The sequence below is a fragment of the Bradyrhizobium agreste genome (assembly GCF_016031625.1).
GTDB classification, from domain to species: domain Bacteria; phylum Pseudomonadota; class Alphaproteobacteria; order Rhizobiales; family Xanthobacteraceae; genus Bradyrhizobium; species Bradyrhizobium agreste.
The window spans coordinates 117,735-144,595 of record NZ_JACCHP010000019.1 but is presented as its reverse complement, the minus strand read 5'-3'; the positions used below and the strand labels follow the sequence as shown (position 1 = coordinate 144,595).

Below are 26,861 nucleotides of genomic sequence, written 5' to 3'. Positions count from 1 at the left end.
CGATTTTGCTGAACTTGACGCACACAACTCTGGCGTGAGGCAAATGAGATTGCAACCACCTCGGTGGTCGCCGCTCAGCATAGCACGGCGGCTCGCCGGATTTAGCGGGGGCACTTGCCCGCATGCGTTTTTAGCTCGTGCCCCAGTCTGCGGCTCAAGATGGAGGCGTTGGAGGCCGAGCGGCGACCGGTTGATTGTTGGCCGGCAGGCTGCTCGTGGAGGTATACCGAAGCGCGAAAGGCTAGTTGCGATCGCGGCTCATGGCGGCGAAGTCACGCGCGGCAAGCTCTAGTTCAAGGTCGGTGATCCGCTCGAATATTCGAGCCGCGATCCGCTCCGACTCCTCCCGCGTCAGGGATCGGATGCCTACCGACGTGAGTTCGTCTCGTAGGATCTTCGCAACAATCGACCTAATACCCATAGTATGCTTTTCCTAAATGCGAACATCAAAGCCCACCCCCGAGCGCCCAGACAAGGTCTTAGAATGCGGGTTGCGCTCATCAGCGCTGCCGGTGGATGTTTGTGGTCTTGGAATGCGCTGCTTTCTGCCGCTTGCTTCTTGGCTTTGATGCGGCGTGAGGGGTAGAGTCCGGACCTGTCAATTGTCGGGTAATGGCTTGAACGAGGCCATTGATGGTCTTGAAACGTCTAATGCCTCTCCGCGCTCTCGCGGCTTCCGAAAAGCGGATTGTGCGTTTCACTTTGCCGTCGGTCGGCAACAATACGTAATCGAGTACTGTCTTGTTGTGCTCGGCCAAGCGGATCGCGGCGATCCAGCCGTCAGGGAGGCATGCCTCGCGCTCGATGCTCCAGTGCGGTGCATGGGTCGGCTTTTGGGGCGGTGTGTAACGGGCAGCCCTAACCGAAAGACAGGCCGACCCGTTCACGCGCAGGCAGTGGCTCCAGCCGCCTGAACTGATGCGTCCGCCTGCCGCCTTGATCGCAGCAGCGGCCTGGTCGACGAGCTTTGCCCTAAGCTCGGACCAGACAGGACGGGCGTCGAGAAATTCGTAATTTCGCTTCGGGGTATAGCCGAGCAATCGATAGAGATTTCGAAAATTGCCGAAATGGGTTTGGCAGGTCGCAGAGCAGGGCAGTCCCGGAGTTCGATCGATAATGGCCGGCGTCAAGCGGCCCTCTGTGAGAAGAGTTTTGCGCAGACGAGCCAACATCTCCGCCTCAGACAGATCAACGCGCCGGTTCTCTATGATGTTTCTTGCGGCGAAGAAGACGTCGCGATCAATGATGGGCTCGATGCACCCCTCGCTTCTGATCCATTGTTCGGGCGGGTTCTTCACCGCCGCCTGTCTAAGCTTTTGGGACTTTCGGTTGAAGATCAGATTTCCGATATAGCTCTCGTTTCTGAGAACAGCGCCCACCGCAGCCCGGGTCCACGCCGCGCCGGTACTCGAGACCAGCCCTTTCTGGTTGAGCTCCCACGCGATGACTGTCTCCGACTTAACCTCCAGGAACCTTTCGAACATCCACTTCACGGCCGCGATTTCCAAGGGGTCACCTGGTCGAATGCGGATGTGGTCGGTCAGAAGGTACTTCCGTTCCCCCTTTTTCATCACTCGTCTGGTTTGCATCCTTTCGTCGACGAGCTCCCGCACGAGCCCGTAGCCGGCACGTCCGCAGGGCTTGTAGCCCAGCCGCGCAAAGCGGCATTGACCGGCGTAGACCTTCGCTGACAGCTCGCGGCTATACTCGGCGGCCATTACGCGCTTGATGTTCTTGACGATGCTCGCGAGCATGCTTCCATCGTTCTCGAATTGCTCCGCGCAATATGCGACCTTGATGCCCGCGCGCCGACAAACGAACTCATAATGCGCGCTTTCGTCCACGTCCTGGAAACGGCCCCATCGGCTCACGTCGTAGATCAGCAGGTGACCAAAGTCGGCCTGGTTGCTTTCGACATCCTCAAGCAATTGCAGGAGACCGGTCCTCTTCTTGATAAGCAGCCCGCTCTCGCCCTCGTCCTTGTAGGTTCGCACCAGCGTGAGATTATGGGCGTGGGCGTAGGCCGCGATGACGGCCGCCTGATTTTGAATCGAGTACTGCTGGCGGTCGGTTGACATGCGGACATATTGCGCTGCCCGTATGCAGAGGAGCGATTTTGGCAGATGAGCTTTGTGAACGATGAGTGCGTTACTCATTTTCACCTCATCAGCACGCGAGCCACCAACACATAGAACAGCTTGAGCTGTCGCTCTTCAAGGATGAAACTCTTACGGTGTGGGTTGGATTGCTGCGCTTGCGAATGGCGTTCGTGGCTCTGATCCGCGCGATCAGCCGGTCAAGATGCGCCCGGTCCGCCTCGCAATGCGAATGTGCGTTGCGTGGCGCTTCCCGAATTGCTTGCTCCTGCCCCGGTCTCAGTGGCGTTGACGATCTAGCTCGATCTCCTTTAGAAGCGCCGCCGACGCATCGGTGCGCTTACGAAGCGCTGATGCCTGATCTCGCGCAGCAGCAACGTGCGTTTGGTTTGTGCGGCGTTGAGCAGGCCTTCGAACAGCACCAGGACCTCGCGCGCCTGGACGTAGACTTCGGTGGTGACGGCGTCTTGATCGAAACCGTAGGCGGCAAGCCGGGCCTCGATCTCGGTCGCAGCGATCGGGTCAGTGCGCCAGCTCAGGGCATTTTGCTGCGTGTAGTATTCGGCCTGGAGTTCGAAGGCGGGATCGATCCCGACCATGTCGATGCGCCGCAGCGCCGCTTCGATCGCCTTTTGCCGATAGGTCTCGAGCAATTTGTGCCGCAACATGCGGTAGCGTTGGATCTCCCAAGACAGTTCGGCGACATCGATGGCGAGCAGCCATTCGATGGCGGAGCGCGGCGCAAGGTCGGCGAAGATGGCCTGTCGCAGCGCCAGGTAATGGTCGAGATGTTCGCCGGGCAGCAGCAGGGGCGGCGGCGCCAAGGCCGCAAACTCGACCGGTAGCGCCGTGACGGTCAGTTCGCGCGGGGTTTGGAACAGGCCGTTCATGGCGCGACCTCCGAACCAAGGTTTGCGGCCAGCGGCGCGGTGGCGCCGGCCGGACCATGGAGCGGGCTCGCCGCCCACAGCGCGTGCGCGAGCGGCAGTGGGGCGATCTGCAGGTTGGCCCACCACGCCCGTTCGTTGCCGTGCCGATGCAGCTCCTCGTGATGGGCGCGGCACAGCGGCACCGTGAACTCATCGCTGACCTTGCGCCCGAGCGCCCGGGGCTGGGCGAAGGTCAGGTGATGGGCGTCGCACGGGGTTTGCCGGCACACCAAGCAGGGCTGCTCCCGGACAAACAACAGGTGCACCTTGCTGCGCTTGCGGGGCGGCTCCTTGGGATGGGCGAGGGCGGTCTCGGGCAGCGCCGGCTGCAGCGCGGCCTCGGTGTCCGCAGCAGACGCCGCTGGCCGGCCTGGGGCGCCATCCAGGAGGGCGGGTTGATCGGCCTGAGTCCGGGCCGCGCCCTCCAGCTTGGCCTGATAAGCGGCCTCGACGCGGCGGGCATCCGGCTCCTGCAGGCTGTTCTTCAGCGGCAGGCTCGCCATGGCCCAGCCGAGCAGATCGGTGCTGGCGGGCAGCGCTTCGAGCTGGCGCAACAGCTGCTCCCGGAGTGCGGCGGACTCGCCCGGCCGCAGCACCGGCGCACGGTTGAGCAGGCCCTTGGCCGGCTTGGGCGTCGCGCCAGCGCCGGCTTGCGGCCCCGGCGGGCTGGCCACCGCGTCGGGAGCGTCCAGATCGTCCTCGCCGGCAATTCCGACCAGCGCGAACAGGGCGTAGCGTCGGGCGTAGGTCAGCGCTGCGCCCATGCGATGCGGCGCCTCAATGTCCCGTGCGGCGCAGACCGGCCAGTCCGAGGAGATCCACTCGCCGGAGGAATGGACGAGCAGGGTGGTGAGGTGGACGTGGCCGGAGATAGCCTCGACCCGGGTGGTCTGGATGATGGCGATCTCCTGCTGGCTCAAGCTCTTGCGCACGATGTCGAGGCCGCTCGCCAGCGACGCGTAGCGAAAGCTGCGGTCGTTATCGCGCAGGAACGGCGAGCGGATCTGAGCGGTCAGGGTCTTGTCCGGGTTGGTCAGTGCGGCTTGGGCGCGGGCCAAGGCCGCTGCGATCGAGCCGATATGCTCACTGGCCTGATGCATGGACGGCCTCCATCTCAACCGGATCAAAGCTAACGGCGCCGGCCTTGGAGCGCTTGGCGCGAACGCCGTGGCCGAACGCCTCTTTGGCCTCCTCCGGCAGCAGCTTCTTGAGTTCGGTCTTGGCCAGTTCGTGCTCGGCATGGGCGTCGCGGGTGCGCAGATAGATCGCCGCGCACTCGGCCCACAGATTGGACGCGGTCATATCGACCACCTTGATCGCGGCAAGCCGCGGCCGTGGGGTCTCGATCCCGAACAGCAGCGGCGGCTCGCCGCTCTGCACGCAGCGCCAGAACTTCTTCTCCGCCGTCAGCAGCAGGTGCTGGTAGAGCGGGTCGGCATGCACGGTGATCTCGACCCATTTGCCGCCGCCGGTGATGACCGAGAGCACCGCCGAGCGCGCCGCGACCACCCACATGTTGTGCTGCAGCTGCGCCATGTGCTTCTCGGCCGCCGCCTCTTCGGTAAAGGCCCAGGGCAGCATGAACTTGGCCTCGAACACCGCGCCGGTCGGGGCGACGATGCCGTCGAGCGTGGCCGCCATCCAGCCATGGACGGAATGCCGCACCCGCTTCTGGATGTCGGTGATCGCGTGCCCTGTGGCCTGTTGGTACCAGCTGCGGTTGAGCGCCTCGGTGGCGATGCCGAGCTGAACCACCAGGTTGCGGGACAAATCTTGTGGCGCGACCTCGTCGCGCTTTTCCCGCCACAGACGCAGGAGCTCGTCCTGGTCCTGGCCCATGATGATGCGCGCGTCCGAGCCGCCGATGAAGGCGCGCCGGTCGTGGCGGTGAAAAGCGATGTTGGCGTGGGGCGCCGCAGCGCCGTCGGTTGCAATCGTGGTCACCGGTCTCTCCTTGGTTGACGCGGCTGGCCGCCGCACCACCAAAAGCCCCGCACCGGCGAGGAGAGAGACCGGGGCCAACGGCCCACGGCCCGGTGCACTGATTAACGCTCCTTTTGCGCCGGAATGCCAGTCCTTTCTGCAGCAAATTTGCTGTTCCTTCGGCGCAGAAACCCTTGATGTTTCAGGAGGTTGGAGTGAATTTTCGGGTGCCGCAACCCGCCCCGCCCGAGGAGCTCGGACATGACGTCAGTTCGACAAATCGAAGCCAATCGCGCCAACGCCACACGCAGCACGGGGCCGAAAACGGCGGGTGGAAAGGCGAGGTCCAGCCGCAACGCGCTGCGCCATGGGCTGGCGCGGAGCACGATCGGCGATCCGGCCGAGGCCGCGAATTGTGCCGGCGCGATCGCCGCGGGGCTCGGGCCTCAGGTCACGCGTGATGCGGCGATGGCGCTGGCGCGGTCCAAGCTCGCCTTGCTGCGGATCCGCAGCTTGCGGCAGGCGATGATGGCCGCGCTGTTGGCCGCCCCGACTCCGGCAGACCTAACACGGCTTCACGGGCTGGAGCGCTACGAGCGGGCCGCTTTGGTGCAGCAGAGGCGGACGCTCCGCTTGCTAGGTTTGGCACGCGAGTGAGGCAAGGTCGGTTGGCTTCGTTCTGGAAATTGGCCGCACCGCCTCGACGGCTGCGGCAACGCTCCTCGACGCGCACCGAAGGTGATGGGCTTAGCGCCTGGGCTGCTTCGGCGGCGAACCACGCGCCGACAGAAAGTCGCGGAACAGCTTCACGGGATCAACGCCCAGCGCTTGGGCGATCGCGACAAATTCCACGACATCGATCCGCCGTTCGCCGCCCTCGTATTTGGCGATGAAGGATTGCGGCCGGCCGAGCTTCTTGGCCAAAGCATGCTGGCGGATGCCGGCCTTCTGTCGCGCTGCGACAAGAAGTTCGATCAGGCGGGCATGTTCCGCGGATCTCAGGGATTTCTGCATGGCCGCCGGGGCTGGGACTGGGCGGCAGGCAATTTGATCCCAAGATTGGATTATCCCAAAAAAGGATAGTAGCGTCGTGCCCCAGCGAGGCACCTCACGGGACAGGCGGCATGGCACCGACGCGAGAGAACAGGGAAGCTGCCGAACGACGGGCCGCCTTGCAGGTGCAGACGAGCCTGGCATCGCACCTGCCCAACTGCCGCATCGAGCTCGGCCAGAGCTTGCTCTATAAGATCGAGGTTGCGCCCTCGGGCGAGGTCAGCCACCGAGATGGCGACAGTCCCATGCGCGGGCAGTACGCGTTTCAGACCGACGTTCTGATTTCGAAGCCATGCGGATCACCCAAGCAAATGGTGCCGCTGGTTGTGATCGAACTCAAAGCGACCTCGTTCAGCTCCCACGATGTCGTGCTGTATTCGGCCAAGGCGGCCAAACACAAGGCCATCTATCCTTATCTGCGCTATGGCTTTGTGGTGATTGGTCTCGAGGCACTGGGACGACGGTTTCTGATTCACAACGAGGGATTTGATTTCGCCATGGCCGTGCCGGACGCCGCGGCGATCGAAACCGCTCTCGTTCCTTTGGTGCGGCGGCAGCTGAAAAGCGCGCAGCGTCTGGTCAGTTTGACCAGCTCCGGCCGTATCCAATTGCGACGCTATGAGGAGACGATCGACATCGAGGCGTGACGCAACCTTGAGCCAAGCGGGGGGGCGGGTGCCTGCCGATCCGGGTCTGGCCTGCGATCTTCAATCGTAGGGACCTCCAAAAATTGGCAGCCCCGCCTCGATCCCGGGCTCCGACCATGGGTCCGACGCCCAATACAGGAACTGGCTGAGGCTATCGACCTGATCATCATGCCGGCCGTTGGGGAAGGCGAGGGCCTCGTTGAGAAAATCCGCCAGCCACGGCGCCTCGCCTGGGAGCACGACCTGGCCCGCCTCGATCTTCGCCGACTGCGCCGCCAGCCGGTCCTGCTTGTCGCCCTTGGGTACGATGCCGATCGGCGGGGGCATGCCGTGCGGTGGAGCAGTCCGGAGATCCTGCAACAGCGAAAGACCAAATCCGGCCTTCTCGATCAGGATCGTATCGGCGCCAAACTCGCGCGCCAGCTGCGGGATTTTGCGGCGCAGGTCGGGGTAGGCAAGGCGGGCGCGAAAGACATCGAGCAGATAATATCTGCTCCTACGCTTGAGCCAGGTGGTGCATACGGAATAGTCGTTGCTATCGCCAATCGCGGCCGCCACGTCCCAGCTGTGAACGATGCGGTCGCCAGGCTGCTGCACCGGGCACTGGTCATAGGTTGGGAACCACTCGCGCTTGAGGGCATTGCCGCCATCCGGAACTGGCTGCTGCAGGTATTGCGCCGCAAATCGTTGACTGCCAATCTCGCGCTTGATCGCCTCGAGAACCCGGGCGTCCTCGCGTTTCGGCTGGAGCGGCTCGCCGCGGCGCCAGTGCTTGACCCGGCCCGGTCCTAGCGGAATGGTGCAATCGTCCGGCGCGATGGCCGGCAAATTGAGGTGGCACCAGTCTCCGGTTCGAAGCAGGTGGCCGGACAAATCGTCGGGGTGCAAGCGTTGCATGACCAGGATGATCTGGCCCGATTGTTTATCGTCCAGACGCGACGCCAACGTACCTTGGTACCAATTGATGATCTTGGCCCGCGCCTTCGCCGAAAGGGCCTCATCCGCCTTGTGCGGGTCGTCAATGATGATGAGGTTGGCTCCGCGGCCGGTCAGTGAGCCCTCGATAGAGGTGGCGTAGCGACAACCGCCCTGCGTCGTCACCGCCTCAAGGCCGGTGTCCTTGGCCAGCCGCATGGCCGGAAAGGTCCGTTGGTACCAATCGGAATCGATCACCATCTTGAATTGCCGGTGCAGCTCAAGGGCCAGTTCGTTGGAGTAACTGACGACGACAATCCGGCATTCCGGATTATGGCCGAGCAGCCAGGCGGTATAGGCGACCGACACGCAGATCGATTTCAGCGCCCGCGGCGGCATGTTGACGAGGAGGCGCTGGATCTTGCCTTGCTGCACCTGTTGCAGGTGGTAGGCGAGGGACTCGATGTGCCAATTGTCGACATAGGTCGCGTCACGCGAGATGGTGTTGAAGCATTTCCAGACAAAGGAGCGGAAATCCGTGCGCAGTAACGCCGAGAAGACATGGGCGGTCATGATGCATAAACCTCGCTCTTGCGTCGGACATAGGCGTCGAGAATGGCTTGGTCGTCCGCTTCCAGCGCCGCATCGATCGCGCTGCTTGTGTCGTTGTATTTTTCTCCAAGGCGAACGAGTTGCTCGTTGGCCCGCTGGTTGCCTTTGAGCCCCTGCACGCGCATCGTCTCAAGGATGGCCCGCTGGGTTGTGACGTTGCGGACGCGTCCGTTCTTGGTGATTTTCACCGGACTCTGCAGCGTGGCCCGGACATCGGATTTGAAGTTGCGCGTTCCCTTCGGGCGGCCCTTGGGATTGCCGGATTGCCCTGGCTTAAATTGGCTATGCTTGGGTGGCTTGCCGTAGCCCACCCCGCCGCTGTCGGCACGAAGGTCCGCAGGACGAATGCGTTTGACCATGAGGTGTCTCCGACCGGTCAGTTTGAATTCGAGGCGGCGTTGGCAGAAAAAGGCCGGCCGGTTGCGGCGTAATAGGCCGTCTGCCCGGTTAAGCGCTGCCAGCGCTCGACCGTCACATCGACGTAGACTGGGTTCAGCTCCAGCAGCCGCGCGCGCCGGCCGGTCTTCTCCGCCGCGATCATCGTCGTGCCCGCGCCCCCAAACGGATCCAGAATGATGTCGCCCGGTTTGGAGCAGTCGCGGATGGCGTCGGCGACCATGGCGACCGGCTTGACGGTGGGATGTAGAGCGAGCTTGCTTTTCGTCGTCCCGCTGAGCGCGCTCTGGCTCACGTAATTCCAAACATTGGTTCGGTTGCGGCCATGACGGCCGAGCGCGATGTTGTTGATGTGCGGCGCGGTGCCGACTTTATAGACAAAAATGAACTCGTGCTGCGAACGGTACAACGAGCCCATGCCGGCATTGCTCTTGTTCCAGACGCAAATGTTCTTCAGCTCTTTGAAGATTGTGGCGCCCGCGGCAAGCAATTCCGGTGCATGACGCCAATCCATGCAGACGTAGTGGATGGCGCCATCGCGGGAGGACATTGCGACGTGGCTCAGGGCTGTCTCCAGGAAGGTCTGATACTCACGCGGTGAAAGCTCGCCCTTGGCCATAGGAAAGTCGTGGCGGGTCACAGACGTCGTCACGTGGCCGCCGATCTTCACGTTGTACGGAGCGTCCGTGAATCCCATTCCGGCCTGCTCTGCTCCGAGGAGTTTCGCAACGCTGTCAGGATGAAGCGCGTCGCCACATAAGATAATGTGGTCGCCGCATATGATTCGGTCGCCGACCTGACACCGGGGAGCAGCCTGCTCGTCCACCGATGGAAGTTCGTCCTCCTGATCGAGACCATCGTCGTGGAGGAGTGTATCAATCTCGGCGATCTCGAATGCGGTATCTTCCACCGTGATGTGAGGATCCGACTGGAAGATCTGGGCTAGCTCCTGCTTGAGCTCGGCCTCATCCCAAGTGGTGTAATCGGGCAGTTTGTTAAGCATCACCCTCAGCGCACGCTCTTTGGGCGCGGACAGAGCCGAGACGCGTACGACTGGAAAATCGCTATATCCGAGTTGCTTGGCAGCGAGCAGCAAAGCCCAGCCGTCGATCACGCTGTCGTCTTGACCGACCAGAACCGGCAGCACGACCCCATAGGTTTGCAGGCTATGCGCGATCTTTTGAATCTGTGCCGGCGAGTGCCGACGGATCTGGCGCCCACGCGGCGGCTTTAGCTCGGCGAGCGGCTTTAGGAAGGTCTTCAACTCGGGTGCGGGCTGCTTAAGTCTGTTTGCGGTCGGCATTCCGTCTCTCCACTGGTCGCAATTTGATTTGCGCGAGGATAAGACCGACGAGAGGCCGTTGTCGCTGAGCAGCTAAAGCAACGCCGTTGCTGCCGTAGTTGCACTGACGGAAGTGATGCTGGCAGAGGCGGACGCGCAGCTTGCGGACGCCTGATAGCGCATTCGCCGCCTGGTTCGAGCAGCGATCCAACGCCGATGGCGCTGCCGCGCTGGTGGTTTGCGTCAGCTAACGGGTCTGATTGAGGCAAAGCCGGACCGGCAGGAGGACAGGTCCGGGGGTACGGGCGCCGGTCGGCTAATCGCTCGCGGGAAGAAGCGCGTCGAGCAGCAACAGGGCAAAACGCGATGCCTTACTTGCGTCGGCCAGCGGCTCTCAAGGCCGTGTCACGCGACACTTCGAACCCACGTTGTCGTTTCAGCCAGCTGTTGAGTTGTCGATCCAGCAGATCGTTGGGTAACTCATGGGCGGGAGGCACGCCGTTGGGCCAAAGGGCGTCAATGGCCTTTTTCGCGGCCGTGCGCTTGGGGTTTTCGCGGAGTTTTCGCTTCGGCTGGTTCTCGGATCCTCGCGGGCTCGGACTCATCGTTGGTCCGATCTGGGGCAATATCTGCTCCGTGACGCTTCTGCTCGACACCTCAACGCTCGCCAATTGCCACGGCCCATGGTGATGGCGCGGCACGTCGCGGAGAAACCAAGGCTTAAATGGCCGCGACTTCTCCCAGTCAAAGTCCTCGGGCGTGAGGTCGGTCGGAATGCGAAGCTGTTTTTTGCCGACGACTTGGGTTGAGGTCGTGGGTCTGATCTGATGTTTCCGCAATTTGGCGCGGATTTCGATGACGTCATCCGAGATGGCGTCACAAAGAGCCGATCGGGCCTGGTCCTGCGAGCAGTCGGTCGCCTTCATGAGCCGCTCAGCCGCTGCGGACAGACTTTCCCACGCCGAGGTGTAGAGCACAGCGATGACTCCTCAATCCTATGATGGGCGGACGGCCGAGTAGCCGCCACCCAGCTGATGTGACGGGTGATGACATTTCGAGGGTTGTATAACTAACGTCAGGTGACGGAGAATCGTTGCAGTTGCGAACGGTGGCGATTCGCATCGCTCTAACTAATCCGTATTGGCGATACCCTGATACCATTGTTGGATCTGACATGTGGGCTCGCAATTGGAGCGCCGCTGGCACAGCAGCTGTGCTCGGCGTGTCCGGGTGCCACGTGCCGCAAAGCTTGGTGCTGCAATGGTTGTTTGGCACTCGGCGAGGTTGTTGGCGAGTTCAACGAGGCTCCGATTTGACGGAGAACCGTCGCGCCAACAGCTCCATGCGATTGTCGCGCCGCTTCCGCGGAGGATAGGGTTCGGTGCTCACGCGCGAGAGCGGCCCAGCCATGCCCCCAGCAAGAGCGCCAAGCACTTGCCAACGTTTCATACTGGGGACGTCGGGACCGCGCTAGCAACCTAGAGACTAGAGACCGGCAGATTCGCTGTTCCAGGAGCGCGCCTTCCCTGATGACTTCCGAAAATTTTCCCTGATCCAGTCTTTTCGCTCCGGCACCGCAACGCCTTATTTTCAAGGCATTTCTCGGCGGTTTCATAGCCGATCACAGGCTCGAGCGAACGTGTTTTCCCTGCAGAATTCGCTGTTACCAGGGAAATTGGGATTTGGGCTTACCGCTCGTCCGCGATGACCTTGCCGTCATTCGGCAGCGTGCCGGGACTGACCAGCTCGACGGCTCCGCCGAGTTTCGTTACCGCGCGCAAGCTGGCCGCAATTTCGTCGCGCAGCGCCTCGCTCGCGGTCGCGGCTTCCGCTCTCAACGTCATGGCGTCGGTCTCGCCTTGGCGCGTGACGACGAGGCGAAGTCTTCCAAGACCGGCGTGGCGCTTGCCGATCTCGGCGATCTGCTCGGGCCGGACGAACATCCCCTTGATCTTGGTAGTCTGGTCGGCGCGGCCCATCCAGCCCTTGATGCGCATGTTGGTACGCCCGCACGGGCTCGTGCCGGGCAAAGCCGCGGTGAGGTCGCCGAGCGCGAGCCGGATCCAGGGATGGTGCGGATCGAGCGAAGTCACGACGATCTCGCCGACGTCGCCCGGCGCGACCGGATCGCCAGTGCCGGGCTTGACGATCTCCAGGATCAGGTCCTCGTTCACGACCATGCCTTCGCGTGCCTCGGTCTCGAAGGCGATGAGGCCGAGATCGGCGGTGCCGAAGGCCTGGTAGGCGTCGATGCCGCGCCCCTTGATCTCGGCCTGCAGCGAGGGCGGAAACGCTGCGCCCGAGACCAGCGCGCGCTTGATCGAGGAAACGTCACGACCCGAGCTTGCCGCAGCATCGAGCAGGATCTTCAAAAAATCCGGTGTGCCGCTGTAGCCGACCGGTCGGTAGGCCTCGATCAGCTCGAATTGCTGTTCCGTGTTGCCGGGGCCGGCCGGGATCACCGCGCAGCCGAGCGCGCGCGCCGACGCGTCGAAGATGAAGCCCCCAGGGGTGAGATGGTAACTGAAGGTATTCAGGACGATGTCGTCGGGGCGAAACCCGGCTGCGAACAGCGCCCTTGCGCCGCGCCAGGGATCGGCCTGTCGCCCTTCCGGCTCGAAGATCGGGCCTGGGGAGGTGAAGAGGCGGGCGAACGAGCCGGGCGCCCCCGCCACGAAGCCTCCGAAGGGCGCAGAGGCCTTGTGCAGGGCGGGCAGTTCCGACTTGCGCAACACCGGCAAATCCGCCAGAGCCGCCCTGGAGGTCACGGCGGCGGGATCGAAGCCTTTGAGCCGCTCGGCATAGGCCGGGGCGGCCATCGCGGCCCGCAACACCTCCGGGAGACGGGCGAACAGGTCGGCCTCGCGCGCGGCTTGCTCACGCGTCTCGCGGGCGTCGTAATGGGCGGTCATGGCTGTTCTTTCCGTGTTGGCATCCGTTGCGCGCCGCCACCGGCATGGCTATCAGACCGCCATTGGCGAAGCTTGAAAGGGACCCGATGGCGGACGAAGGAATCATTGCGGCGGCCGAGGCGTCGAACGTTGTTGCGCGCCTGAAGCGCCGTATGATCGACGAGGCGCTGCCGCTGTGGTCGACGGTCGGGTGGGATCACGCCGTGGGCGGCTTCATCGACAGGCTGCACCGCGACGGTGCGGCGGATGCCGACGCGCCCCGGCGCGTGTTCGTGCAAGCCCGTCAGATCTGGTGCTACGCCAAGGCGGCACAGATGGGCTGGTATCCCGAGGGGCGCACGATTGCGCTGAAGGGGCTGGAGCACCTGCTGGCCAAAGCAAAGGCGCCCGATGGCCGGCCCGGCTATGTGCACCGGCTGACGCCGGACGGATCGGTGCTGGATGCCCGGCGCGATGCCTATGACCACGCCTTCATCCTGTTTGCGCTCGCCGGCGTCTATGCGCTCGACCAGGATGCGCAGGTCCGCGCCGAGATCGATGCACTGCTCGCCTTCCTCGACGGCCACCTGCGCTCGCCGCATGGCGGCGTTCACGAAGGCCTTCCGGTCTCGCTGCCGCGCCGGCAGAACCCGCAGATGCATCTGTTCGAGGCGATGATCGCGTGCTTCGAGGCGACCCACGATCTGTCGTTCCAGAACCGTGCCGGAGAATTCTTCGCGCTGTTCCTCGCCAATCTCTACGACAAGCAGAAGCACGTATTGTCGGAGTATTTCGAGGAGGACTGGTCGAAGATCGAGCCGGTCAGCGTCGAGCCGGGCCACCAAGCGGAATGGGTCTGGCTGCTGAAGGGTTTTGAACGGATCACAGGCTGCCCGACCGGCCAGCGGCGTGCGGAACTGCTTGAGACCTCGCTGCGCTATCGTGACGAGGCGACGGGCTGCCTCGTCGACGAGGGCGACGCAAGCGGCAATATCCGTCGCAGCACGCGCCGGCTGTGGCCGCAAACCGAGATCGCGAAGGCGTGGATCGCGCAGGCCGAATCCGGCGAGGCGGGAGCGGCGGACGAGGCGCGCGCGGCGCTGGTGCGGCTCGAACGGCATTATCTCAGCCATCCGGTCAAGGGCGGCTGGTACGACCAGTTCGATCGCGACGGCAAATCGCTGATCGACACCATTCCTGCTTCGTCGTTCTATCATGTTCTCTGCGCGGTCACGGAAGCCGAGCAGGTGCTCGGCTAGGCTCCTTGTGGATCACAGCCAGCGCTTGCGCCGCTTGAAGCTCTTGAGGTTCTTGAAGCTCTTGCGCTGGTCGCCGGCGCCGCCGAGGTAGAATTCCTTGACGTCCTCGTTGTCGCGCAACTCGTCGGCGCTGCCGTCGAGCACGACCTTGCCCTGTTCCATGATGTAGCCGTGGCTCGCCACGGAGAGCGCAGCGCGTGCATTCTGCTCGACCAGGAGGATGGTGACGCCGAGATCGCGGTTGATCTTCTGAATGATCGAGAACACCTCCTTCACCAGCAGCGGTGACAGGCCCATCGAAGGCTCGTCCATCAGGATCATCTTCGGGCGCGCCATCAGCGCGCGGCCGATCGCGAGCATCTGCTGCTCGCCGCCGGAGAGATAACCGGCAAGGCCGGTGCGCTCCTTCAAGCGCGGGAAATAGCTGAAGACCATGTCGAGGTCGGCATCGACCTCGCGGTCCCGGCGAGTGAAGGCGCCGAGCTTGAGATTCTCGAACGATGTCATGTCGGCGACGATGCGCCGGCCCTCCATCACCTGGAAGATGCCGCGGCGAACGATCTTGTCGGGGTCGATGCCGTTGATCCGCTCGCCCTCGAACAGGATCTCGCCGCGCGTCACCTCGCCGTCTTCGGTCTTGAGCAGCCCCGAGATCGCCTTGAGCGTCGTCGACTTGCCGGCGCCGTTGGCCCCGAGCAGCGCCACGATCGCGCCCTTGGGCACGTCGAGGCTGAGGCCGCGCAGCACAAGGATCACGTCGTCGTAGACGACCTCGATGTTGTGCACCGCGAGGAGGGGCGGTGCGGGGACGATGCTTGGCGAGGGACGAACGGCTTCTGCGGTCTCGGTCATAATTTGTTACTCCGCTGTCGTCGCCCAGCTTGACCGGGCGACCCAGTATTCCAGAGACGCCGGAGATTCATCGAGAAGCCGCGGCGTACTGGATCCCCCGCCTTCGCGAGGGATGACAGTTGTGTGAGGGGCGAAAGCGGGGGCTCACCACCCCAGCCATTCCGGCTTGCGCGGCAGTTCGATGGTCTTGACCTTCTCGAGCTTGATCGTGCCCTTGGCCATGAGGTCGTTGAGATCGCCATCGGTCGCACCTGAGACCTTGGTGCGATAGAGGTCGACCTTCAGCGTGCCGCGGTGGTCCTTGTCGGTCCAGGTCGAGGGATTGCAGACGCCTTCCATCCCGGCCGGCACCCAGTCCTTCTTCTGGTAGAAGCCCTTGGCGACGTTCTCCCCGGTGGCGCCGCCATTCTTGGCGGCCCAATCGAGCGCTTCCCTGGTGTAGAGCGCGCTACAGACGCCGGCAATGTAGTGCACCGGGCGATAGGCCTTGCCGCTCGCATCTGACATTTTTGAGATTTCCATCACCGTCTTCATGCCCGGCGCGTTGCCGCCCCAGGTCACCGCCGTGCGCAGGGGGAACACGACTCCGTCGGCCGCGTCGGCCGCTGTCTTGGCGGCATTCTCATCCATGCCCCAGACATTGCCGAGGAACTGCACGTCCACGCCGGCGGCCTTGCAGGCCTTCAGCACGGAGATGTTGGAGGCGGCGGTGTTGCCGAGATAGGCGTAATTGGCACCGGAGCTCTTCAGGCTGAGGCACTGCGCACTGTAGTCGCCGGGCGTCAGCGCGAACACGATCGGCGGCAGCACTTCGAAGCCGAGCTCGTTGGCGATCGCCTCGCCGGCCGCCTTCGGCGCATTCGGATAGGGATGATTGCCGCCCATATGGACGAATTTCGGCTTGCCACTCTTGCCCTTGGCCTTCCAATCCTCGGCGGCCCAGGTCACCAATGCGCGCATCGCATCCGAGTAGCTGGGGCCGTAGAAGAAGTTGTAGGGGGCGGGCTTGGCCTTTCCGCTCACGCCTTCCGGATCGGTCAGCGCCGCCGCGTAGGAGGCGGAGACATAGGGAATCTTGTCCTGTGCGACGAAGCCGGTCAGCGCTTCGGTGTCCGCGGTGCCCCAGCCCATGATCGCGGCAACCTTCTCGCCACCAGACCATTTCTTGTAGAGCGCGATCGCGCGCGGCACCTGGTAGCCGTAGTCGTTGGTGTCGAGATTGACCTGCTTGCCGCCGACACCGCCGTTCTTGTTGATCCAGGCAAACGTGTCGGCCACGGCTTGGCCATAAGGCGTGCCGACGTCCGAGGTCGCACCGGAATAGTCGGCGAGATGGCCAACCGCGATCTGCGCCTGCGCGCTGGCCGCAAAGCCTGCGATCGCAAACGCGAGGGAAGCGGTGCTCAAAAGGGATCTTGTCTTCATGGGTTGGTTCCTCCTGTTATCGTTAAAGTGAAGTCGCCCGCGCTCAATGCGAGAACGGGTAGAGTTTCCAGTACGCCTTGATCTGCCTCCAGCGATGCGCGAGCCCGTCAGGCTCGAACATCAGGAACGCGATGATGATCACTCCGATCGCGATCTCGCGCAGGAAGGTGATGTTGGTGTTGAGCGACAGCGCCTTGTCGATCGCGCCGCCCTTCAAATGCAGGCTGATCCATTCCATCGACTCCGGCAGCAGCACGACGAAGGCGGTGCCCATCAGCGTGCCCATGATCGAGCCGGTGCCGCCGATGATGATCATGGCCAGGAACAGGATCGAGCGCTCGATGCCAAAGCCTTCCTGGGAGACCACGAGCTGGTAGTGCGCGTAGAGCGCACCGGCGATGCCGGCGAAGAAGGCAGCAAGGCCGAACGACAATGTGCGGTACTTGGTGAGGTTGATGCCCATGATCTCGGCGGAGAGATAATGGTCGCGGATTGCCACCAGCGCGCGGCCGTCGCGCGTGCGCATCAAATTGGTGACGAGGATGTAGCTTGCGAGCACATAGGCCAGCACGACGTAGAAATACTGCCGGTCGCCCCGCAGCGTGTAACCGAAGATCGAGAACGGCTCGGCGCTAGCCGGTACCGAGCCGCCGGAGAACCATTCGGCGCGGGAGAAGAAGTCGAGCAGGATGTATTGTGCCGCGAGCGTCGCGATGACGAGGTACAGTCCTTTCAGCCGCGCCGCGGGGATGCCGAAGACCAGTCCGACCAGCGCCGTCACGAGCCCCGCGAGCGGGATCGCGAAGAACACCGGGATCGGCGCACTGTTGGAGATGTAGGCCGAGGTGAAGGCGCCGAGCAGGAAGAAGGCGGCGTGTCCGATCGAGATCTGGCCGGTGAAGCCGACGAGGATGTTCAAGCCCAGCGCCGCGATCGAGAAGATGCCGATCTGGATCAGGATGCTGAGCCAGTAGCCGCTGAAGAATTGCGGCGCGAGGCAGAGCAGCGCGACACCTGCTATCGCGAAGTTGCGGCTGGTGGTGGTCGGAAAGATCGTGGTGTCCGCGGCGTAAGTGGTGCGAAAATCACCAGCGGGGATGAGGGCAGGGCCGGCCATGGGTCAGATCCGCTCGATGTCGTGGGTGCCGAACAGGCCGTAGGGCTTGATCATCAGCACGATGATGAGGACGTAGAACGGCGCGATCTCGTAGAGATTGCCCCAGTGCAGATATTGGCTGTCGACATATTGGGCGACGTTCTCCAGCAGCCCGATGATGATGCCGCCCAGCACGGCGCCGCCGACGGAATCGAGCCCGCCGAGGATCGCCGCCGGAAACACCTTGATGCCGTAGGCAGCAAGGCCCGAGGACACGCCATTGACCACGGCGACGACGACGCCCGCGACCGCCGAGACGGTCGCCGAGATCGCCCAGGCCATCGCGAACACGCTCTTGACGGAAATGCCGAGCGACTGCGCCACCTGCTGGTTGAACGCCGTGGCGCGCATCGCAAGGCCGTACTTCGATGCGCGGAAGAACCAGGCCATGCCGATCATCATCGCGACCGACACGACGAGGCTCATGACGTAGACGGTCTGGATCTGGAGTCCGAACAGGTTGACCGACTGGCTTTCGAACACCCGCGGGAACGGCTGCGGATTGACGCCGAACATCCATTTTAGCGTCGCCTGCAGCACGGTGGAGAGACCGATCGTCACCATGATCACCGAGATGATGGGCTCGCCGATCATCGGCCGCAGGATCAGCACCTGCACCGCGATGCCGAACACGAACATGAACACCAGCGTGATCGGCATGCCGATCCAGAACGGCACCTGGTATTTTGCAAGCAAGGCCCAGCACACCCAGGCGCCGACCAGCAGCAATTCACCTTGCGCAAAGTTGACGACCTGCGTCGCCTTGTAAATCAGCACGAACGACATCGCGACCACACCGTAGAGCGTGCCGACCACGAGGCCGTTGACCAGGAGCTGGATGAGGAAGGCGGTGTTCATATCGGGTGACTCAGCTCGTCATTGCCGGGCTTGACCCGGCAATCCATCGATGCGGAAGGAAGACTGTTCGGAAGAGGATGGATGCGCGGGTCAAGCCCGCGCATGACGACTATCTGTATCACTCCGCAGCCTCCGCCATGTGCCCGTGCCCGCCGAGGTCCACCACGCGCAGCGTCGTTCGCACCCGCTGCGTGGTGCCGTCCTGGAAGCGGATCACGGTGTCGACGGGGATATCGGAATCGCCGCGGTAGATGGCGTCGATAATGCCGGCGTATTTCTCGTTGATGACGCCGCGGCGCACCTTTCGCGTCCGGGTGAGCTCGCCGTCGTCGGCGTCGAGCTCCTTATAGAGCAGCAGGAAGCGCGAGATGCGCTGGGCCGGCGGCAGCGTGGCGTTGACGGTCTCGACCTCCTTCTGAAGCAGCGCGTAGACCTCGGGCCGTGAGGCGAGGTCGCTGTAGGTCGTGAAGGAGAGGCGGTTCTTCTCCGCCCATTTCGAGATGATGGAGTAGCGGATGCAGATCATTGCCGCGAGCGCGTCGCGGCCGGCCCCAAGCACCACGGCTTCGGCGATATAGGGCGAGAATTTCAGCTTGTTCTCGATGAACTGCGGCGAGAAGCGCTCGCCGCGGGAGGTCTCGGCGAGATCCTTGATGCGGTCGATGACGACGAGCTGGTTGTCGGCGTTGAAATAGCCGGCATCGCCGGAGCACAGCCAGCCGTCCTTGATGTCGGCGACGCTGGCTTCCGGGTTCTTGTAGTAGCCGAGGAACATGTTGGGATGCCGTACGACGATCTCGCCGACACCGTGGATGTCGGCATTGTCGATGCGGATCTCGACGCTGTCGGCCATCGGCACGCCGGTGGTATCGGGATCGACCTTGCCCTCGGGATGCAGCGTGTAGGCACCGAGCAGCTCGGTCTGGCCGTAGAGCGTGCGCAGCGGCACGCCCATGGCCTGGAAGAACTTGAAGGTGTCAGGACCGAGTGCCGCGCCGCCGGTCGCGGCCGAGCGAAGGCGGGTGAAGCCGAGCCGGTCGCGCAGGGCGCGGAACAGGATCGCGTCGGCAAAGGCTGAGCGTTTGCCCTGCTCGAGCGCGGCAAGACCAGACTTCATGCCGACATCGAACAGGCGCTGCTTGAAGGGCGTTGCGTCCATCACCTTGGCGCGGACATCGGCGGCAATGGATTCCCAGACGCGCGGTGCGAACAGCACGAAGGTCGGTGCGATCTCGCGCAGATCGTTCATCATCGTGTCGGGCTCTTCGACGAAGTTGATCTTCATCCGGCAGAGCAGACCTTTGCCGAGCACGTAGACCTGTTCCATGATCCAGGGCAACGGCAGCACCGAGACATATTCGTCGTCGGGACCCTTGGGGTCGAATGCGAGATAGGTCGCACAATGGCCGAGCACGCGGCCGGCGGCGAGCATCGCGAGCTTGGGATGCGAGGTGGTGCCGGACGTGGTGCAGAGGATCGCGACGTCCTCGCCGTTGGTGGCATCGACCAGTCTGTCGTAGAGCTCCGGCTCGCGCGCGGCGCGGGCACGGCCGAGCTCGGCAAACTTCTCCGCCGACATCAGGCGCGGGTCGTCGTATTTCCGCATTCCGCGCGGATCGGAATAGATGATGTGCTTCAGCTTCGGCACCCGCTCGGCAAGGGTCAGCAGCTTGTCGACCTGCTCCTCGTCCTCGGCGAAGACGAGCTGCGCCTCGCCATAGTTGAGAAGATAGGAGGCTTCCTCGTCCAGCACGTCGCGATAGAGCCCGAGGCTGAGGCCGCCAATGGCATGCGTCGCCACTTCTGCCGCGACCCAGTCCGGCCGGTTGTCGCCGATGATGCCGATGACATCCCCGCGACCAAGGCCGAGCTCGACGAGACCCAGCGCGAAATCACGCACCCGGGCCTGATAGTCGTTCCAGGTGAAGATGCGCCAGAGCCCGAGATCCTTCTCGCGCATTGCGATCTCGTTGCCGTGCTCCCTGGCATTGAGCCGGAGCATCTTCGGATAGGTGTCGGCCTGCGCGACGCGAGCTGCATAATCCATCATGCCGCGCTCTCCTGCGCCGCAGGGGCATCATCGGGATCGACCAGCACCTCGTCCTCTTCGCCGAGATAGGCGCGCTTGACGTGGGGATCGGCGAGCACGGTCGCCGGATCGCCATCGGCGATCTTCTTGCCGAAATCCAGCACCATGACGCGGTGGGAGATGTCCATCACCACGCCCATGTCGTGCTCGATCATCACCACCGTCATCCCGAACTCCTCGTTGAGATCGACGATGTAGCGGGCCATGTCCTCCTTTTCCTCGAAATTCATGCCGGCCATGGGCTCGTCGAGGAGGATCAGGCGCGGCTCCAGGGCCATGGCACGGGCGAGCTCCACGCGCTTGCGCAGGCCGTAGGAGAGGGTGCCGGCGGTGGCCTTACGCACCGACTGCAGATCGAGGAAGTCGATGATCTCCTCCACCTTGCGGCGGTGCTCGAGTTCCTCCTTGCGCGCCCCGGTGAGCCAGTACAGCGAGCCCGTGAGGAAATTGTTCTTCAAGAGGTGATGGCGGCCGACCATGATGTTGTCGAGCACGCTCATGTGGTGGAACAGCGCCAGATTCTGGAAGGTGCGGCCGATGCCGAGCGAGGCGCGGGCATTCGGCGTCAAGCCGGTGATATCGCGGTCCTTGTAGAACAGCTGGCCTTCGGTCGGCTTGTAGCGGCCGGAAATACAGTTCACGATCGAGGTCTTGCCGGCGCCGTTGGGGCCGATGATCGAGAACAGCTCGCCTTCCCTGATGGCGAAGCTGACGTCGGTCAGAGCACGGACGCCGCCGAATCGCAGGGACACGCCGCGCACTTCGAGACTGGTAGCCACCAAACGAATCCCTCCCGGTGATGGCGCTTGACTGGCGCTCTTCGTCCGTTCCTGTCAGGCGATCCTAGTACGGTCGTGCCGGCCAGACCATGCAGCTATTGGTCTCGACCGGACCGGCGCCACCTTCGTTCCCGCGAGGGATCAAAAGCCGCATCGCCCGAGGTGGTCCTCAATAGGGGAAAGCGCTATTTTGAAATGTCTCCGGCCTGACAATTCTGCGACAAAGTTTGTCGGGCCGAGCGGGTCTTCATCTTTCGTCGGATGGATGGCCGAAGCGATTCTGTTGCAGTGCAACAGCGGCATGGGAGTGACAGAACGGTGCGGCTGGCTTCGAGATCATGATTTCAGAGGATCATCTGAAGCGCATTGCCGCCTGGTCGCGCGAGCTCACACCAGCCGAGATCGAGGTCGCGCGTGCCGGAATCACGGAGCGGTCCTACGGCACCGGCGAGAGCGTGTTCATGCGCGGCGATATCTTTGCCTATTGGGCCGGCATGGTGGGCGGCCTTGCCCGTATGGGCGGGGTCTCGCGCGACGGCAAGGAGACCAGCCTTGCCGGGCTGACGGCAGGGGCCTGGTTCGGCGAAGGCAGCGTGCTCAAGAACGAGCCGCGCCGCTACGACGTGGTCGCGCTGCGCGACAGCCGCGTCGCGCTGATGGAACGAAGCGCCTTCATGTGGCTGTTCGAGAACAGCGTCGGTTTCAACCGCTTCCTGGTGCGCCAGCTCAACGAGCGGCTGGGCCAGTTCATCGGCATGCTCGAGGTCAACCGCACGCTCGATGCCACCGCGCGCCTCGCCCGCAGCATCGCCTCGCTGTTCAATCCGATCCTCTATCCGGAATCGACCGCGCATCTGGAGATCACCCAGGAAGAAATCGGAGCCCTTTCCGGCATGTCCCGCCAGAACGCCAATCGCGCGCTGAACCGCCTGGAGAAAGAGGGGCTGCTGCGACTGGAATATGGCGGGGTCACCATCCTGGATATCGAGCGGCTGCGCGGGTATGGGGATTAGAAGTCTCGTCATCGTGCGTTGGCGGGCGCGTGCGCCGGCCACAGGTCGGCGCGCCAGCGGATCGCGATCGCCAGCATCGCGACGAAGCCTGCGACGGCATAGAGCGAGCCCGTCGCGGAATAGCCGATGACATCGATCAGGCTGCCGGCCGCGAGCAGTCCGATCGGCAAGCCGTAGATCACCATCATGCGCACGCCCATGACACGACCGCGCAGGTGTGCGCTCGCGGTGCGCATCAGGATGACGGCAGCCGAGATCATCGACATGCTCTGGGCGGTGCCGGCGAGGACGAGGCAGGCCATCGCCACCGGCATCGTCCGGACCTCGACGAACACCAGCAGCATGGCGTACCAGGCCAGCGTTGCGCCGATCAGAAGCCGCGCGATGCGCACGCCACTGACCAGGCTGAGCGTGATGGAGCCGATCAGCGAGCCGACGGCGAAGCTCGCCGAGAGATAACCGAGGCCGGTCTGGTCGGTATGAAAGATCTCCCGCGCAATGTAGGGCAACAATCCGCCCGTGTAGGGAAATGCGGTAAGATTGGCCAGGAAAGCGACGCACAGCGCCGCGCGCATTCCAGGGCCGTTCCAGGCATAGACGATCCCCTCTTTGAGGTCACCAAACAGCCGCGAAACGGTATGGCTGTTCGCGGGAAGATCGCTCGTCGTGACGGTCCTTTTCGGCCGGGTCAGGCAGAGCATGAGCAGCGCTGCCGTGAAGTAAAGGCAGGCGATCGCCACATAGACGAGGCCGATACCGAGGACGGCGAACAGCCCGGCGCCCGTCAACGCTCCGGCAATGCGCGCGCTGTCCTGAGTCGTGCGCGCAACGCTGATGGCGCCCACCAGCTGCTCGGCCGGCATGATCTCGGCCAGCAGCGCGCCGCGAACGCCGAGATCGGAGGGGCGGATCAGGCCCATGATCGTGACGATGATCATGACGCTCAGCGGCGACAAATGACCGCTCAGCGCCAGGACCATGATGGTCGACGAGAGCGCCGTATAGGCAAGGCGCATCGCGACCAGGAGATCGCGATGACCCATGCGGTCGCCGATCATGCCGAACGCGGGCGCGACCAGTGTTCCGACGAACTGGAGTGAAGCGAGCACGGTGAGCAGCAGCACCGAGCCGGTCTCGACCAGGATGTACCAGCCGAGCACCAGCGTCTCGACCTCGAACGCCCAGGAGGTGAGCAGGTCGGACGGCCACTGGAAGCGATAGTTGCGGATGCGGAATGGCGCGAGCGCGGAAGGTCGTACGGCTGTGCTCAAGATGCGATGACGGGTTTCACGGCGATTCCCTGCCCTTCTTATTCGTTCTTCTGTTCGTGAGCGTAGTACCGGCGACGCGCGTGTCAATTGACGCTACGGCATGCCGCCATGCTTGCCGACAATTTGCGCTGCGCCATGAATCACTGCGCGCTGCGGGCGGCTTTCGATCGCCAGTGCACCCGCAGCATTGCTTCGCGGTCCAATCCGCGACGCAGGGGGTAGACCAGTCGCAGCCGCTTGCTCTTCCGGTGCGCCGAGCCCATTCTGGTCCGCATCCTGGGCCCATGAGGTCGGGCCCAGCGGATAGCGCCATCGCGGCTCTCGCGAGGTATTGGGCCATGAACTGCTCGGGTTGCGGTTTCGAGGTTCAGAGCGGCTTTGCCTTCTGCCCGCACTGCGGCACGAAGCAGCCGAGCGCGTGCCCTGGTTGCGGTTTTCCATGCGCACCTGATTTCGCGTATTGCCCGAAATGCGGCACTCTCGTCGCTGCGGCCGCCAAAGGCGGCGGGCAGGCAGCGGTGCGGACGGACTCGACGGCGGTCCCAACGAGCTCCTCTTCGCCACCGCTCGTGCTCACTCCCGAGGCGCAACACGCATTTCGACCGCCGTCGGACAAAATCGATAGCGAAGCGAACCGCCGCACCATCACCGTGCTGTTTGCCGACCTCAGCGGCTTCACTGCGATGAGCGAGCGGCTCGACCCCGAGATCATGCAGACGCTTCAGAACGAATTGTTCGCGGAGCTGACGGCCGCGGTGCAGAGCTTTGGCGGCTTCGTGGACAAATTCATCGGCGATGCGCTGCTCGCACTGTTTGGTGCGCCAGCCGCGCACGAGGACGACCCGGAGCGCGCGGTTCGCGCAGCCCTCGACATGATCATCCGGTCGGCGCGACTTAGCGAGCGCGCGAAAGCCTATGCCGGTTCGCCGCTGCTGCTCCATGTCGGCATCAACACCGGACACGTCGTTGCGGGCGGGCTGGGCGTGGGCGTTGCCAAATCCTATTCGGTCACCGGCGACACCGTGAATACCGCCCAGCGACTGCAGTCGATGGCGCCTCCGGGCGAGGTGCTGGTCGGACCGTTGACCTACCGTCTGACGCGGCATGCGTTCGCCTACGATTCGCTTGGCGAGGTCTCGCTCAAGGGCAAGATGGGGAGCGTTCTGGTCCATCGTCTGAAGGGACCGCTCGAGACGCCCCGTGCGGCACGAGGCCTCGACACGCTGGGCCTCGATGCGCCGCTGATCGGACGTGACGCCGAGCTTGCGCGCGTGATCGGCAGCCTCGATCGCGCGTGCGGCGGCGCGGCCCAGCTGGTGCGGCTGGTCGGCGAGGCCGGCATCGGGAAGACGCGCCTGGTGAGCGAATTCGTCGCCCGTATCGGCGAGGAGGATCGCTTCGCAGGCGTGGCGATCCGGCAGGCGGTCTGCTCGCCGCTCGGCGAACGCGGTCGCCGCTGCTGATCATCGTCGAGGATCTGCATTGGGCCGATGCGGTGTCGCTCGAAGCTTTACGGTTCCTGATGGACCGGCTGGAGCGCTCGCGGCTGATGCTGCTGTTCACACATCGGCCGATGTTGGAGCTGGACCAGTTCGGTTCGAGCCGGATTAGTCACACCACTCTTCGGCTGGCTCCGCTTGGCGACACTGACGGACGAAGGCTGCTCGCGGCGTACTTCAGTCACGGCCTGCGTGAATCGCCGGGACATTTGTTCAGTCGTATCCTCGAGCGCGCCGGCGGCAATCCGCTTTTCCTCGAGGAGATCATCCGCGGCCTCATCGAAGCCGGCGCCCTCGTACGTGATGGCGCGCAGTGGCGGATGACGTCGGATGAAGCCGCCGCCGAAATTCCGGCGAGCATTCAGGCGTTGTTGCTGGCGCGCCTGGATCGGTTGCCGCATCAGGTGAGGCACCTGGCCCAGGAAGCCGCGGTGATTGGCCCGCGCTTCGATGCGGCCGTTCTCGGTGCGGCGGCAACCGAGCCGGCAAGGGTCGAGCCGGGGCTCGAACTTCTGTGCGACGCCGAGATCGTCGAGGAGGTCGCAGGCTCGAACTCAATTTCGCTGCGGACCTACCGCTTCACGCAGACCATGCTTCAGGACGTGATCTATCAGAACCTGCTTCTGCAGCGCCGGATCGAGCTCCACGGACGGATCGGCGCCGCGCTGGAGCGGCTCTATGGCGTCGAGCCCGAGCGGCTCGAAGATCTCGTCATGCTTGGACACCATTTCAGTCTCAGCGCAAGCAAGGCGAAAGGCGCGCGCTATCTGCGCGCGGCCGGCGATCGCGCACGCGCGAGCTATGCCAACGACGATGCCATCCGCTTCTATCAGCAGTCCCTCGCCGTGCTGCTCGCCGGCAGCGAACGGAACCCGGAATGCCTGGTCCTCTATGAGCGGATCGCGGATCTCTGTCGCGTAGCTGGCCGCCGAAGCACGGCCGAGGAGCACTACCGACGCGCCCTCGAGGAGCATCGCACGGCCGGGGATCGGATCAGCGAAGCGCGAATTCTTCGCAAGCTCGGCCGCTTGTTGTGGGACGCCGGCAAGCGCACCAGCGCGGAGACGCATTATGCCGAGGCGGCCGAGCGGCTTGGCGGGACCGACGCGCCGATCGAGTGGGCCCACCTCCTGGAGGAGCGCGGCCGTCTCGCGTTTCGTGTGGGGGATCACGTCGCCGCCGCGAGGTGGGCAGACGAGGCGCTCGGCTTCGCGCAGTCCGCGCCGGCGAACGGAGACGAGCAGGCCGGGAGCGAGGCGGCACGCGCCATTGCGGAGGCGCTCAACACCAAGGGGGTTGCGCTGGCGCGGCTTGGGCGACACCAGGAGGCGGTGCGCGAGGTGGAGCAAAGTGTCGCGGCAGCCGAAGCCGCCGGCCTCCTCAACGTGGCGTGTCGCGGCTACACCAACCTTGGCGTGCTCTACACGATCGTTGACCCGGCGAAAGCGATGGAGGTTTGCAGGCGCGGGCTCGATGTCGCGCGCCGTATCGGCGACCTCGGCTTCCAGGCGCGCCTGCTGGCCAATTTTGCTGTCGCCTGTTGCACCTTCACCGACAGATGCGCCGAGGAAGGAGTGCCGGCCGCCGAGAAGGCGATCGAAATCGACCGTGCGCTCGATCAGCGAGAGCATCTTCCGGTTCCCCTAATCGTGCTCGGGCAGATCCATCAATGCCACTTCCGCCCTGACCTCGCGGCGCGCTGCTACGACGAGGCCATTGAGGTCGCGACCGAGACCGGCGAGCCGCAGCAGCTGTTTCCGTGTTATGATGGTCTTGCGACACTGAGCCTTGATCGAGGCGACATGCCCGAGGCCGAGCGGTATTTCGCGTTGGCCCGTGATGTCTGCGCCCGGCACGACCTCGATCCCGCAGGGCTGATCGTACTGCCATTTCTTGACTAGCCAATGTGAGGGAGT

At 63.8% G+C, this 26,861-nt stretch carries 21 protein-coding genes and 1 pseudogene; 5 read left to right on the top strand and 17 right to left on the bottom strand.

Annotation, left to right across the window (positions count from 1 at the left end):
• Nucleotides 1-500: 500 nt before the first annotated feature.
• The 4 genes from HZZ13_RS25905 to HZZ13_RS25890 form a co-directional block, all read right to left on the bottom strand.
• Nucleotides 501-2,156 carry a recombinase family protein gene (locus HZZ13_RS25905; protein WP_197962328.1) on the bottom strand — a complete coding sequence of 552 codons (1,656 nt, stop codon included), beginning with the start codon at nucleotides 2,154-2,156 and terminating at the stop codon, nucleotides 501-503.
• 251 nt (nucleotides 2,157-2,407) lie between these two features.
• Nucleotides 2,408-2,986 carry a hypothetical protein gene (locus tag HZZ13_RS25900; RefSeq protein WP_197962327.1) on the bottom strand — a complete coding sequence of 193 codons (579 nt, stop codon included), beginning with the start codon at nucleotides 2,984-2,986 and terminating at the stop codon, nucleotides 2,408-2,410.
• Nucleotides 2,983-4,125, bottom strand: a complete 1,143-nt coding sequence (locus HZZ13_RS25895) for an ERF family protein (RefSeq protein WP_197962326.1) — start codon at nucleotides 4,123-4,125, stop codon at nucleotides 2,983-2,985. Before HZZ13_RS25895 ends, HZZ13_RS25900 begins: the two co-directional genes overlap by 4 nt.
• Complete coding sequence (locus HZZ13_RS25890; RefSeq protein WP_376707079.1) at nucleotides 4,109-4,960, bottom strand: YqaJ viral recombinase family protein; 852 nt, start codon at nucleotides 4,958-4,960, stop codon at nucleotides 4,109-4,111. The genes HZZ13_RS25895 and HZZ13_RS25890 overlap by 17 nt, the downstream gene beginning before the upstream one ends.
• A gap of 249 nt (nucleotides 4,961-5,209) precedes the next feature.
• Here HZZ13_RS25890 and HZZ13_RS25885 point away from each other — a divergent pair, with 249 nt between their 5' ends.
• Nucleotides 5,210-5,605: a hypothetical protein gene (locus HZZ13_RS25885; protein ID WP_197962324.1), complete on the top strand. Its 396-nt coding sequence runs from the start codon at nucleotides 5,210-5,212 to the stop codon at nucleotides 5,603-5,605.
• Between the two features lie 90 nt (nucleotides 5,606-5,695).
• On the opposite strand, the gene HZZ13_RS25880 is transcribed toward HZZ13_RS25885, so the two are convergent.
• On the bottom strand, nucleotides 5,696-5,962 hold the full coding sequence (locus tag HZZ13_RS25880; protein WP_197962323.1) for a helix-turn-helix domain-containing protein: 267 nt from the start codon (nucleotides 5,960-5,962) through the stop codon (nucleotides 5,696-5,698).
• Nucleotides 5,963-6,072: 110 nt separating this feature from the next.
• Between HZZ13_RS25880 and HZZ13_RS25875 the strand changes: the two genes are divergently transcribed.
• Nucleotides 6,073-6,648, top strand: a complete 576-nt coding sequence (locus tag HZZ13_RS25875) for a hypothetical protein (protein ID WP_197962322.1) — start codon at nucleotides 6,073-6,075, stop codon at nucleotides 6,646-6,648.
• Between the two features lie 60 nt (nucleotides 6,649-6,708).
• On the opposite strand, the gene terL is transcribed toward HZZ13_RS25875, so the two are convergent.
• The 5 genes from terL to HZZ13_RS25850 all read right to left on the bottom strand — a co-directional run bounded on the left by terL (nucleotide 6,709) and on the right by HZZ13_RS25850 (nucleotide 12,765).
• Nucleotides 6,709-8,136 carry a phage terminase large subunit gene (terL, locus tag HZZ13_RS25870; protein ID WP_197962321.1) on the bottom strand — a complete coding sequence of 476 codons (1,428 nt, stop codon included), beginning with the start codon at nucleotides 8,134-8,136 and terminating at the stop codon, nucleotides 6,709-6,711.
• The gene (locus HZZ13_RS25865) at nucleotides 8,133-8,534 is read right to left on the bottom strand and encodes a DUF5681 domain-containing protein (RefSeq protein WP_197962320.1); all 402 of its coding nucleotides are present in this window, start codon (nucleotides 8,532-8,534) and stop codon (nucleotides 8,133-8,135) included. The genes terL and HZZ13_RS25865 overlap by 4 nt, the downstream gene beginning before the upstream one ends.
• A 17-nt stretch (nucleotides 8,535-8,551) precedes the next feature.
• The gene (locus HZZ13_RS25860) at nucleotides 8,552-9,874 is read right to left on the bottom strand and encodes a site-specific DNA-methyltransferase (protein ID WP_197962319.1); all 1,323 of its coding nucleotides are present in this window, start codon (nucleotides 9,872-9,874) and stop codon (nucleotides 8,552-8,554) included.
• A 350-nt stretch (nucleotides 9,875-10,224) separates the two neighbouring features.
• Nucleotides 10,225-10,779: a hypothetical protein gene (locus tag HZZ13_RS25855; RefSeq protein WP_197962318.1), complete on the bottom strand. Its 555-nt coding sequence runs from the start codon at nucleotides 10,777-10,779 to the stop codon at nucleotides 10,225-10,227.
• 762 nt (nucleotides 10,780-11,541) lie between these two features.
• Nucleotides 11,542-12,765: a phenylacetate--CoA ligase family protein gene (locus HZZ13_RS25850; protein WP_197962317.1), complete on the bottom strand. Its 1,224-nt coding sequence runs from the start codon at nucleotides 12,763-12,765 to the stop codon at nucleotides 11,542-11,544.
• Between the two features lie 86 nt (nucleotides 12,766-12,851).
• On the opposite strand from HZZ13_RS25850, the gene HZZ13_RS25845 reads away from it, so the two are divergent.
• Nucleotides 12,852-14,003, top strand: a complete 1,152-nt coding sequence (locus tag HZZ13_RS25845; protein WP_197962316.1) for an AGE family epimerase/isomerase — start codon at nucleotides 12,852-12,854, stop codon at nucleotides 14,001-14,003.
• Nucleotides 14,004-14,015: 12 nt separating this feature from the next.
• Here HZZ13_RS25845 and HZZ13_RS25840 read toward each other — a convergent pair whose 3' ends face one another.
• From HZZ13_RS25840 to HZZ13_RS25815, 6 genes are all read right to left on the bottom strand, one after another.
• The gene (locus HZZ13_RS25840) at nucleotides 14,016-14,855 is read right to left on the bottom strand and encodes an ABC transporter ATP-binding protein (protein WP_197962315.1); all 840 of its coding nucleotides are present in this window, start codon (nucleotides 14,853-14,855) and stop codon (nucleotides 14,016-14,018) included.
• Between the two features lie 144 nt (nucleotides 14,856-14,999).
• Nucleotides 15,000-16,280 (bottom strand): ABC transporter substrate-binding protein, encoded by a 1,281-nt coding sequence (locus tag HZZ13_RS25835; protein WP_197962314.1) that lies wholly within the window; start codon nucleotides 16,278-16,280, stop codon nucleotides 15,000-15,002.
• A 43-nt stretch (nucleotides 16,281-16,323) separates the two neighbouring features.
• Nucleotides 16,324-17,397 (bottom strand): branched-chain amino acid ABC transporter permease, encoded by a 1,074-nt coding sequence (locus HZZ13_RS25830; protein WP_197962313.1) that lies wholly within the window; start codon nucleotides 17,395-17,397, stop codon nucleotides 16,324-16,326.
• 3 nt (nucleotides 17,398-17,400) lie between these two features.
• Entirely contained in the window at nucleotides 17,401-18,294 is an 894-nt protein-coding gene (locus HZZ13_RS25825; protein WP_197948674.1) for a branched-chain amino acid ABC transporter permease, read from the bottom strand.
• Between the two features lie 118 nt (nucleotides 18,295-18,412).
• The gene (locus tag HZZ13_RS25820; protein ID WP_197962312.1) at nucleotides 18,413-20,344 is read right to left on the bottom strand and encodes a long-chain fatty acid--CoA ligase; all 1,932 of its coding nucleotides are present in this window, start codon (nucleotides 20,342-20,344) and stop codon (nucleotides 18,413-18,415) included.
• Entirely contained in the window at nucleotides 20,341-21,162 is an 822-nt protein-coding gene (locus tag HZZ13_RS25815; RefSeq protein ID WP_197962311.1) for an ABC transporter ATP-binding protein, read from the bottom strand. The genes HZZ13_RS25820 and HZZ13_RS25815 overlap by 4 nt, the downstream gene beginning before the upstream one ends.
• Nucleotides 21,163-21,500: 338 nt before the next feature.
• On the opposite strand from HZZ13_RS25815, the gene HZZ13_RS25810 reads away from it, so the two are divergent.
• Nucleotides 21,501-22,175, top strand: coding sequence for a Crp/Fnr family transcriptional regulator (locus HZZ13_RS25810; protein WP_197948671.1), 675 nt, complete (start codon nucleotides 21,501-21,503; stop codon nucleotides 22,173-22,175).
• Nucleotides 22,176-22,183: 8 nt separating this feature from the next.
• Here the strand turns inward: HZZ13_RS25810 and HZZ13_RS25805 are convergent, their stop codons facing one another.
• On the bottom strand, nucleotides 22,184-23,446 hold the full coding sequence (locus tag HZZ13_RS25805) for an MFS transporter (protein WP_197962310.1): 1,263 nt from the start codon (nucleotides 23,444-23,446) through the stop codon (nucleotides 22,184-22,186).
• A 338-nt stretch (nucleotides 23,447-23,784) separates the two neighbouring features.
• Here HZZ13_RS25805 and HZZ13_RS25800 point away from each other — a divergent pair.
• Nucleotides 23,785-26,846: pseudogene (locus HZZ13_RS25800) on the top strand (adenylate/guanylate cyclase domain-containing protein).
• The last annotated feature ends 15 nt before the right edge of the window (nucleotides 26,847-26,861 follow it).